At 71.0% G+C, this 10,164-nt stretch carries 5 protein-coding genes; 3 read left to right on the forward strand and 2 right to left on the reverse strand.

Annotated elements, in window-relative coordinates; all coding sequences use genetic code 11:
• Nucleotides 1-737 precede the first annotated feature (737 nt).
• A complete protein-coding gene (locus ACZ4FV_RS41430) occupies nucleotides 738-941 on the forward strand; it encodes a cold-shock protein (protein WP_020555278.1) in 204 nt (67 codons plus the stop codon).
• A 205-nt stretch (nucleotides 942-1,146) separates the two neighbouring features.
• Here ACZ4FV_RS41430 and ACZ4FV_RS41435 read toward each other — a convergent pair whose 3' ends face one another.
• Together ACZ4FV_RS41435 and ACZ4FV_RS41440 are read right to left on the reverse strand one after the other, a co-directional pair.
• Nucleotides 1,147-2,910: an MFS transporter gene (locus ACZ4FV_RS41435; RefSeq protein WP_465325837.1), complete on the reverse strand. Its 1,764-nt coding sequence runs from the start codon at nucleotides 2,908-2,910 to the stop codon at nucleotides 1,147-1,149.
• Nucleotides 2,911-5,120: 2,210 nt separating this feature from the next.
• The gene (locus ACZ4FV_RS41440) at nucleotides 5,121-7,439 is read right to left on the reverse strand and encodes a hypothetical protein (RefSeq protein WP_465325839.1); all 2,319 of its coding nucleotides are present in this window, start codon (nucleotides 7,437-7,439) and stop codon (nucleotides 5,121-5,123) included.
• Nucleotides 7,440-8,769: 1,330 nt separating this feature from the next.
• Between ACZ4FV_RS41440 and ACZ4FV_RS41445 the strand changes: the two genes are divergently transcribed.
• Together ACZ4FV_RS41445 and ACZ4FV_RS41450 are read left to right on the forward strand one after the other, a co-directional pair.
• Nucleotides 8,770-9,468: a TetR/AcrR family transcriptional regulator gene (locus ACZ4FV_RS41445; RefSeq protein ID WP_402229041.1), complete on the forward strand. Its 699-nt coding sequence runs from the start codon at nucleotides 8,770-8,772 to the stop codon at nucleotides 9,466-9,468.
• Nucleotides 9,469-9,498: 30 nt separating this feature from the next.
• On the forward strand, nucleotides 9,499-10,062 hold the full coding sequence (locus ACZ4FV_RS41450) for a TetR/AcrR family transcriptional regulator C-terminal domain-containing protein (RefSeq protein ID WP_465325868.1): 564 nt from the start codon (nucleotides 9,499-9,501) through the stop codon (nucleotides 10,060-10,062).
• Nucleotides 10,063-10,164: the final 102 nt, after the last annotated feature.

Genomic DNA, 10,164 nt, shown 5'->3' on the forward strand with positions numbered 1-10,164 from the left:
CACCCCCCAGGTCATGCGTTCGACAGGGGGTAGAAGTCATGCCGGACCCGGAGGCCAGGAGCCCCGTTTCAGGGCCACGGAAAAGGTAACGGGGGGGGGGGCGACCGGCGGCGATGGCGGCACGGTCGCGGGGCCGCTCGAAGCGGCCGAGGCAGGTGCGGGGCGTTACACGGGCGTCCAGGCGGGAGGCGGGGCGAGGTGGGTCTGCGAGGGCGTGTCGCGAGGACGTGCCCTGGGCCCCGGTGAGGTCGATCCTGAGCGACCCGGCCCGGGTGCGCGAGCCCGTTCGCGGTGACGCGTGGGGTCCGGCGGGATCAGGGTGGCACCCCGTGAGGCGTGATGTCCAGGTTTGCTGGTTTGGAATCTGTAACAGGTGGGTAATGCGCGCAGCCGCTCGATAGGGGCATCTCGACGGCATCGTGTCGGCACCCCCGAGACGCCGTGTCGACACCCCCGCGACGCAGCGATCACACCCTGGACATCCAGCGGGCGGAGTACGCCACGAAGCGGTCGGATCCGGCTGTTTTGCGGCAGGACTCGATCTCGGTCCCGTCCTGTGTTAGTCTTGAGCCTGTTGCAGTTGTGGTTCGCATCATCTTCTGAGTGCGCCTGTAGAGCTGTTCACTACAGGCGCATTTTGCATTTCGGTAGCTTCCGAAATGAGGGCGAAAAACGCGGCGACGCCCGGATTCACGAAGTGTGGATTCGTTCATCGGCCCACATGTAGGGAGAAAAATATGGCTACCGGAACCGTGAAGTGGTTCAACTCGGAAAAGGGCTTCGGCTTCATCGCGCAGGACGGTGGCGGCGACGACGTCTTCGCCCACTTCTCCGCGATTCAGGGCAACGGCTACCGTGAGCTCGTCGAGGGCGAAGCTGTCGAATTCGACGTCGTGCAGGGCCAGAAGGGCCTCCAGGCGGAGAACATCAACCGCCTCTGATCTTCACCGATCAGCACGACCGAGGGCCGGTGCCGCACTTCATGTGCGGCGCCGGCCCTCGGCGTTTTCCGGGTCGGATGTGTCTTCCGGGTCGGGGGGCTCACCGGGGTCGAAGGGGCTCACCGATTCGGAGGGTTCTGCACGGCTGCGGGTTCTCCGGTCCGCAAGGGTTCTCCGGGGCAGCGGGGTTCTCCGGTTCGGGGGTTCAGACCGGCTGCGTGACGCCCGTCGAACCGCCGGTGCCGAGTGCGGCCAACTCCTCCTCGACCCGACGCGCGTGGGCCTCCTCGTCCTCCCGGGCCTTGCGCGGACTCCAGCGGCCGGCCATCACGAACACACACGGGATGAAGAGCGCCTGACACGCCAGCGTCAGCCACCACCAGCGCATCCACTCGTCGCTCGCGCGATCCTTCGCCTTCTGCACTTCCTCGCCGTGGTCGATCAGGATTCCCAGCGACTTCTGCTTCTGCTCGACCAGATTCAGCTTGGCCATGTCGCCACCGGCCAGTTGCAACGCCTTGATCTGCAGCTCGATCGGGATCGACGCGCGGTCGGGGAACTTGGACAACTGCACGAACAGCGCCGGATCCTTCATCACCAACTCCAACGCGGGACCCGCGTCCGCCTGTGCCGCGACCACCTCCTCGCCGTGATTCACCAGCGGCGTCGCCGAGGTGACGATGACCGGCGTGAACACCGCCGACACCGACACCACGATCCGGATGATCCAGCCCCACACCGCCAGCCCCGTCGCGGTCGCCGCCGGGTTGTGCTTCTCGACGGTCTCCGTGTACCCGGCCATCCACGGCGCGTACGTCAGCCCGCTGCACACACCGATGCCCACCAGGAGCCACGCGAACGTGTAGTAGCCCGTGTCCGGCTTGTCGGTGGTCAGGGCGAACAGGAACGTGAACACCACCGTCCCCACGCCGCCCACGATCATGAACGGCTTGCGCACCCGGGTCAGGTCGGACGCGATCCCCACCACGACGAGTGCGATCGCGTTGGCACCCCAGTACCAGTTGGCGAGCGCGTTGGTGCGCTGCTCGGAATACCCGTAGACGGTCGAGTAGTAGACGACCAGGTTGCCGACCACCGTGTAGTAGAACATCAGGTGCAGGCTGATCCCGAGCGCCGGCGCGAGGATGTCCAGCCGCATCATCTGTCGCCAGTGGTTCTTCTGCGCAGCCTCCACGTCCAGGCCGCGTGCCTTCGCCTCGATCAGCGCCTTGTCGCGCAGCGAGACCATGAGCTGATCGCGCAGCGCCGGGGACAGTTCGCGCAGACCGAACAGCGCGATCACGAACACGACCAGGCCGGCGATGCCCGCGTACCGGAACTCGTCCTGCCAACTGCTCGTGTCCAGCGTGTTGCTGCTGACGGTGGTGACCACCAGGCTGCCGATGATCGGACCCAGCGTCCAGAAGCCCATCGCCCCGGCCCGGCCGACCTGCGGGGAGAAATCGCGGATCAGCGCGGGCGTGGCGACCAGGGCCATGCCCTCGACGATGTTCACCAGGGCCATGAAGAACATGAACCAGCCCTTGCTCTCCGCGTTGGGCAACGCGAACAGCACGAGCACGCCGGTGAGGGCCAGGCCGTACACGACCAGGTTGGCCCGCCCCCACCGGTCGGCGAGGCCGGCCAGCAGTGAGGCGAACGCGCCGACCGCGTTGCCGACGACCGAGATCATCGTCGCGTACATGAAGGTCATGCCGTACTCGTGCATCAGCAGCGTGGAGACCGCGTACTGGATGTAGAGCTCGTAGTACAGGACCACCGAGCCGACGACCACGATGGACAGGTAGAAGATCCGCGGTCCGTTGGCCGGATAGTGGTCCAACTGCCGGTGCCACAGGCCGCGGAACAGCGCGGGCAGCGAGCCGGAGGGTGCCGGTGCCGTGGGCTTCGTGGAGGGCTCGGGATCACTCGCGGCGGGCGGGCCCGATGGGGACGTGCTGGAAGACATGCGGCCTCCTCGACGAGCGTGGGTCTATCGAGGTACAGGGGTGCGCAGGGGTGCACAGAGATGCGCGGGGGTGCGCCGGGGTGCGCAAGGGAGCTGAAGGAACAGGGCCGTGCGGATACGTCGGACCAGGGGGAAGGGACGACCCCCTGGGCCAACGCGTGGAGTGACCTTAGTACCGGCCGGTAGCGCGCTACCAGAGCGAACGCCAAGAAATGGAACGGGTTGCCATTTTGATCCCGACCAACGCCCGTACCTGGGCGGATGCGATGGGTCTGGTGTGCGTGGGCGGGGACGGCCGGGCGCGTGGGTGGGGGCGGTCGGTCGGCGGCCCGGGGGCTGCCCGGAGGCTGCCCGGGGGTTGCCCGAGGGCGGTCGGGTGACGGTCGGGGCGCGGCCGGGGGAACGGGCCCGGGGCGAGGGGGTGATGGTGCGTGGGGCGAGGTCGCGGTGGGATGGGACTGGAGGATTTTGCCGAAGCCGGGAGATCGATTGAGGGAGACTTGCGCACGCGGTTCAGGCCCGCCGTCGTGTCGTCGCGTTCTACCGTGGACCCACCGTTATCGCCGCCCAATGCAAGGGGTATCGCGTGGAATCGATCTCGGTGGACCTACTGAGCGGACTCGCGGCGGGAGCCGGGGGCGACGCCGGCCGACTGGCCTGGACACGCCTGGTGGAACTGGTCCGGACGCCGCTGCCGCGTGCGGCGGATCCGTCGGGGAGCGGGTCGGGGGGCGAGTCGGAGACGGAGTCGGGAAGCGCGTCGGGGCCGCAGTCGGGGCCGCAGTCGGGAAGCGATCCGGGGGCGATATCGCGGACTTCGCCGGGTGGGGCCGAGTCGTCCGTACCGCACCGGCGAGCCCCGGTGCCCACGGGCGAGTTGGAACTGACCCTGCTCGGCCACGAGGCGCCCGGCGGCCTGCGGGCGTACACGCGAGCCCACGCGCTCGCCGGCGCACTGTCCTTGCGGGCCGACCAGGACCCGGACTTCGCCCGCTCGATCGAGCGCTGGTACGCGGACGCGCGCCGGATCGGGATGGGCGGCGAGGCGGGCGCTCCCGGGTCGGAGGCAGATGGGCGCGGGTGTTGTGCCGGGGGCGGGGGCGGGAGCGCCGGCGATAGCGGTGGCGGTGGCGGTTGCGCTGGGCTTGCGGGCGGAGGCGGCGTGATCGTGTTGGACGAGGGCTTCGACGGCCCGTTCCGGGTGGGGCCGTCGGGGTATTCACCGGGGCCTGCGCAGGGCCCGACGGGTGGAGGGGACGCCGAGGCGGGGAATGCTTGGGCGGATGGGTCGGTGGGAGAAGGGGTTGGTGAGGGCTGCGGGGGTGGAGATGAGGGCGCCGGGGCGGAGGAGGACGACGGGGGCAGCGCTGCGCGGTGAGGTGATTGGCGGTTGCCGTTCCGATGCGTGGTCTGCGGCGTGGGTCTGCGTCGCCGGGGGTGAACTTCGTTTCCTGGCTGAGCGGTTGTCGGGGAGGATCTGCCGGCTCTTGTGCGGGGCGCTGGATACGAGGTGCCTGACGGCGGGTTGTGCCGCGTGTGGCCCGCGTTGCGCGGCTTTGTGAGAGTCCGGTGCGTGTGTGCGTGTGTGCGTGTGTGCGTGTGCCGTGTGGTCGTGCGCGCGTATGCCCGTGTGGTCGTGCGCCTTGTGGGACTTGGCCCGGTGCGTGCCGGCCATTTGTGACCGGGCGGAGCGTACGTGTGTCCACGGGTCGGCCCGGCCTGGAGCCGGCTCGGTCCGGCTCGGCTCGGGCCGGCTCGGCTCGGGCCGGCTCGGTCCGGTCCGGCCCGGCTCGGTCCGGTCCGGTCCGGCAGCGTGTCGTGGCGGCCTGGTTCGGTGTCGGTGCGACTCTTGGCCTCCGCAGCCGAGTTCGGCACCTGAGTGCCGCCTTGTCCGCGTGCCGATGCGAACCCCGGCCGCCGGCGCCGGCCCACCATCCCCTACCTGCGGGGCCCGGTCATCCCGTGTCGGCTTCGCGGCCGGGCCGGGGCGGAGTGCGTTCGGGTAGGAGGCGCGGCGTCGGTGATGTGGGGTGACCCGCGGGGCATGGCGAGGTCCGGCGTCGGGGCGATGCCCGGTCGGGGGAGCCACGCACACGTGGCACGCGGGCACACGCACGCACGCACGTCCGTTCGTCCGTCCGCCCCGGCCGGGCCGGGACCTCGCGTGGTCGAGGCCCTGGTTCGGGTGCTCGCCCAGCGGAAGCCTCGGTTCAGGTCTTCGCGTGCCGGCGTCGGATCGGGGCGCCTCGGACCGTGGTCGGGCGGCGAGCGGCGTCCGTGTCGGGGTGGGCCTCGGTGCGGGTGTCGGACTGGGCCTCGGGTCGGGGCTCGGGCCGTGGGCGGGGGTCCGCCGCGGTCGGGTCGAGGATGAAGCGCATCCGGGTCAGATGCGCCCGAGCGGTCTCCAGACCTCGATCGGCCGGCCCGGGGACACGTTCGCGCATCGCCACGACGGCAGGCCCCAGGCGTACCGACTCGCGAGCGTCCGCCACCCGCAGCCAGACCTTGAGCGCGTTGTCGGCGGCGGCGATCGTACTCGGGTGTTGCGGGCCGACCGCCTCGGCGCCGCGTTCGGCGACCTGGCAGTAGATCAGCACCGCGTCGGCGACTCGGCCCAGACCGGCGCTCACGAACGCCAGCATCGCCTGCGCGTCCAGCGTCCCCGGATGCGCGGGGCCGACCAACTTCTCCATGTGCATGCTGAGTTCGGCGGCCTTCTGCCATGCCTCCATGCCGCGTCCGGTGTCCGCGGCGTGCCGGATGGCGGCCAACTCGTTCCAGTACGTGGGAAGTACGTCCGCCGGCCGAATCAGCGCACCCGCCGCCGATGCGCCCTGAGACAGTGCCCGGCGGGCCGGTGTGGGCGCGACCGCCCGGCCGCGTACCGGCATCGACATCGGCCGGCCCGGTCCGATTCCTCGATGTGGTGCGAGCGCCGGGGGGAGTTGCGTGGGACTCGTGGCCGGTGGCCGGCGCGCGGGAGTCGGCGTCAGGGCACTCGCGTCCGAGGTTTGGATACGCACGGTTATCCGAGGTGGCAGCGGCGGAGGCGGCGGTTCGGGATGCGGGCGCGGGGCCGAACCGGGCGCACGACGGCTCGACTTGGCGGTGGCCGCGGGGCGCGACGTGAGCCGCCTCGCCACGCCCGCCCCGGGGTTGTACGCGGGCTCGGCCGCAAGGCCCTCGGCGGCGCGGTGCCCACCGTCCTTCGCGGGGCCGGTCGTCGGGCTGTTGGTCCGGTCGTCCGCGGAGCGGTACGCCGGGCCGGGGAACTCCGGCTCACGATCCAGGAGGGCGGCTTTGGTGGGCGGGCGCGGTTTGGTCCGGGCGGCCGGAGTCGCGGCGCCGCGGCCGGTCGACGGCGGAACGGCGTCCCCGCGGTCGGGTCGGCCCAGCGGACGGCTACCCGGTTTGGCCACGCCGGCCCGGAGCGCCTCACGCAGGCTGGTACCCGGTACTTCGGGCTCGTCGTCCGGCCCGGAGGTGAGCGCGGAACGCACCAGGCCCAACGCGCGTCGACCGACCCCGGGTTCGTCCCGCGAACGGGTGGGCGGGTGCGCGTTCGGTTCGGTGCCGGGATCGGCGCGGGGGGCGGCGCGAGGGTCGGTTCGGGGGTCGGAGAGCGGCGGCCGGTGGGTGGTGGGCTCGGGAGCAACGCCGCCTCCGACGACGCCGGAGCCGCGCAGGCCGGAACGTTGCGCCGGGGTCATGCCGTTCGGCGGCACGGCGGACAGCGCCGACACCCCGGTCCCGCCGGCGGCGTTGCCACGCGGAGTGACCGCCTTGAGCCGTCGGACGGCCGTACGCAAGGTCGGCGGCCGGGCCTCGGGAGAGCAGTTGGCCAACGCGAGCGACCCGGCGGACGGCGCGAACTCGACGGTGTCGGGCGCCAGTCGGGCCCGCTCGGCCAGCAACGGATGGATCTCCTCGGCCGGTACCGGATCCGGCAACTCCGGAAAGCCCTGCCCGAGCGCGGACACCAGCGCCCGAGTGAACGGATCCGGCGGGCCCTTGACGTCCGGGGGGTTCAACACGCCCCACAGCGGAATGCCCTGGCACAACTCGTGCGCCCGCTCACGGGCGGTCTCCCAGGACTCCCGGCCGGCCGTCAGATCGCAGATCACCAGGGTGTTCTCGGCAGGCCGGGGCCCCAGCAACTCGACCACCCAGGACCACGGAAGCCCGTCGTAGCGGACCGAGTTGGGAGTCGAATCACGCAGCCCGAGGTGCAGTTCGCGACGTCTCCGGTCGAGCAGGAGGCGGCCGGTCAGGTACACGATCACCGGCCCGTCCACCGCACCGGCGGCCTGAAGATACGCCCGAACGGCGTGCGGCTGGACCGCGTCCGGCAACTGGACGACGTCGGCGGCGGCATCCGGAAAGAGCTGATGCGGCGTCAACGCCGACATCGCGACCAGGTTGCCACCACTGTCCGAACGCCGTCCTCGCCCGGATCTACCACCCTCCACGAGCAGCAACTGGCCTCGCTCGGACGGGATTCGGATGAGCCGCCCACCACGTTCGGTCATGTGTGCCTCCCCGGCCGAGCCCTCTTGGGTGGACCACCACGCTCCTGAAGGTTAGGGGTATCGACCGGCCATGGTCGACATATCGGACCGGTTGGCCGGTGGGGCGCACCGACGGACACGGTCGCAACGAGGCACCCCGGGGGCGCACAAGGGGCGCAGGCGCACAAGCCTCGGCCACGCGGCGGACCCTACCCATCCGGCGCATCGGGCCTCCCCTCCCCAGGCTCCCGCCGCCCCACGCGGCTGAATCGCATCCTCGTGTGCCGGCCGGTTGCCAGCCGTGGATCGAGTGGAGCCGTCGGCGCCGAACGGGATGGGCTCGCGCGGGGGAGGGGGGTTTGTTGACGCTCGTGCTGGTGGGGCGGCGTCATCCTTCGCAAGGGTGGCACGTCGTCACGTGGTTCTGCCGTCACGTTGTCACGCCAGGAGACGGCTGAGTCCGCGCGGGCGCGGCGCCACGTCCTCGCGAGTCGGCGGGCGGCCGGCCGGCGGGCGGGCCCCGCTGCGCGCTTCGCGGGTCACATCGGTGCTCATGGTTGCGTTCGGCGATCTCAATGGAGAGCAGTGCTCACGATTGCGATCAGTGCGCTCTTGGGAGCGGGAGTCGCAACCGCACTGCACTGCGCTGCGCTGCACCGCACCACAAGAGCGCCGCTCTCGCCCGTGAGCAGCGCTCCACTATCTTCGCGCCGACCTGAGGGACTCCGGAGAGCGGTGCTCTTGTCCATGAGCGATGCTCCGCCGTCTCCGCGCCGGCCTGCAGAGACCAAGGAGAGCGGTGCTCATGGTTGCGATCGGTGCTCTGTGGGGGCGGGGCGGTCTGCGAGAGCAGTGCTCTCGTTGCGGTCGTGTGCTCTCTCCGAGCTTGGTGTGACGCGAGCGGCTGTGATCAATGGGCGTGTGCTTCGGCTTGCAGTGATCGATGCTCTTGTGCGTGTGCGGCGCTCTCGTTTCTCTGGTTCGCCGGGTGCCGGGCATCTCGCGTCGCGCGCCGGGCGCCGCTTATCTTGCGCCGCGCACTGCGCATCTCGCGCCGCGCATCCCGTGCTGGCGGTCAGCGTGCAGGTGGGGCAAAGCGAGGAGGGAGCGGCAGGAAGGCCCGACCCCGCGTGCGGAGCGGTGTTTATGGCCGCGTCTGGTGATCTTGATGGAGAGAGGTGCTCTTGATTGTGATCAGGGTGCGCGTCTGTGGTGCTTGGTGTTGTGAGAGCGGTGCTCTCTTTGGGGTTTGGTGCTCTTGGGGGTGGCTGGGGAAGGTGCTCCGAGCGAGTGCGAGAGAGCGGTGCTCTCGTTTATGTGCAGTGCTCTGGTGTCTGGCACACTGGGCCGCATGACCGCAGCCCCCCGTACGGCGCGCGACCGCGCGAGAGTCGAATTGACCCACGAGATCAAGGAGGCCGCGCGTCGCCACCTTGCGGCCGAGGGCGCCCAGCAGTTGTCATTGCGCGCCGTCGCTCGCGAGCTCGGTATGGCCTCGTCCGCGCTGTACCGCTACTTCCCGAGTCGGGACGACCTGCTGACCGCACTGATCGTCGACGCCTACAACGCCGTGGGCGAGCGGGTCGAGCGGGCCGTGGACGCGGCGGCCCCCGCCGAGCACCCGCGCGCCGCCTGGCGCGCCCTGTGCGTGGCCGTTCGGGACTGGGCGCGTGAGCATCCGCACGAATACGCGCTCATCTTCGGCTCGCCGGTGCCCGGATATCAGGCTCCGGAGGACACGAACGTCCCCTTCACCCGCGTCCCGGCCGCGCTCCTGCGCATCCTGCGCGACTCGGCCCACGACTTCGCCCGCCCCGCCGGCGAAGCCCCCCTCCCCGGACCGCTCGCGACCCAGTTCCAGGCGGTGGTCGAGGCGGGCGCGCTGGACGTGCAGCCGTCGGTGCTGGCTCGGGCGGTGTTCGCCTGGGCGGGCGTGTTCGGCATCGTGAGCTTCGAACTGTTCGGCCAACTCGCCGGCAGCGCCGACCCCGCCGACGCGTTCTTCGCGTACGCGGTCGAGCGGCACGCGGATCTGCTCGGGCTGGCCTGACCGATAGGTCGACTCACCCGTGCGCAAGTCCTGGACGCGGCGCTCGCGCTCGCCGATCGGGACGGCATCGGCAAGCTCTCGATGCGTCGGATCGGGGCCGAACTCGGCGTCGAGGCGATGACCTTGTACCACTACGTCCCGAACAAGGACGCCGTCCTGGACGGCCTCGTCGAGCGGATCGTCGCCGGCGTGGCACCCGAGCCGACCGGGCCGCGCACCGTCTGGCTCGCCGAGTTCGCCCACACCTTCCGAGCCGAACTGCTCCGCCACCCGTCGGTCGTCCCGCTTGTGGCGACCCGCCCGGTCGCCACGCCGGACGCCCTGGCCGCCGTCGAACGCGCCGTGGCGGCCCTGGTCGCGGAGGGCCTTGCGCCGCTTCGCGCGTGCCAACTCCTGAACGCGGTCACCACGTTCGTGATCGGCCACACGCCGGCGGAACTGGACCCCGCCGACGCGGCCCCGCCCACGCCGCCGCACGGTTCGGATGAACTCCCGTGGCTAGCACGGGCGTTGGCGGCAGGATTGGGTACGCAGGCCGACCACGACGAGCGTTTCGCACTGGCGATCACTGCGCTGTTGGCAGGTATCGAATAGGGACACGGTGCGCGACACGCGTCTCCGGATCGCCTCGCGATCGGGCGCACCGGCCGGTCGGCGGCCCGACCGGCACGCGCGACCGGCACGCGTGGCCGGCAC

This window comes from Embleya sp. NPDC025285, assembly GCF_055558835.1.

Bases quoted from the DNA above. Each gene is read 5' to 3' on its own strand.
- ACZ4FV_RS41430 (WP_020555278.1), top strand. From the start codon at position 738: ATGGCTACCGGAACCGTGAAGTGGTTCAACTCGGAAAAGGGCTTCGGC.
- ACZ4FV_RS41435 (WP_465325837.1), bottom strand. From the start codon at position 2,910: ATGTCTTCCAGCACGTCCCCATCGGGCCCGCCCGCCGCGAGTGATCCC.
- ACZ4FV_RS41440 (WP_465325839.1), bottom strand. From the start codon at position 7,439: ATGACCGAACGTGGTGGGCGGCTCATCCGAATCCCGTCCGAGCGAGGC.
- ACZ4FV_RS41445 (WP_402229041.1), top strand. From the start codon at position 8,770: ATGACCGCAGCCCCCCGTACGGCGCGCGACCGCGCGAGAGTCGAATTG.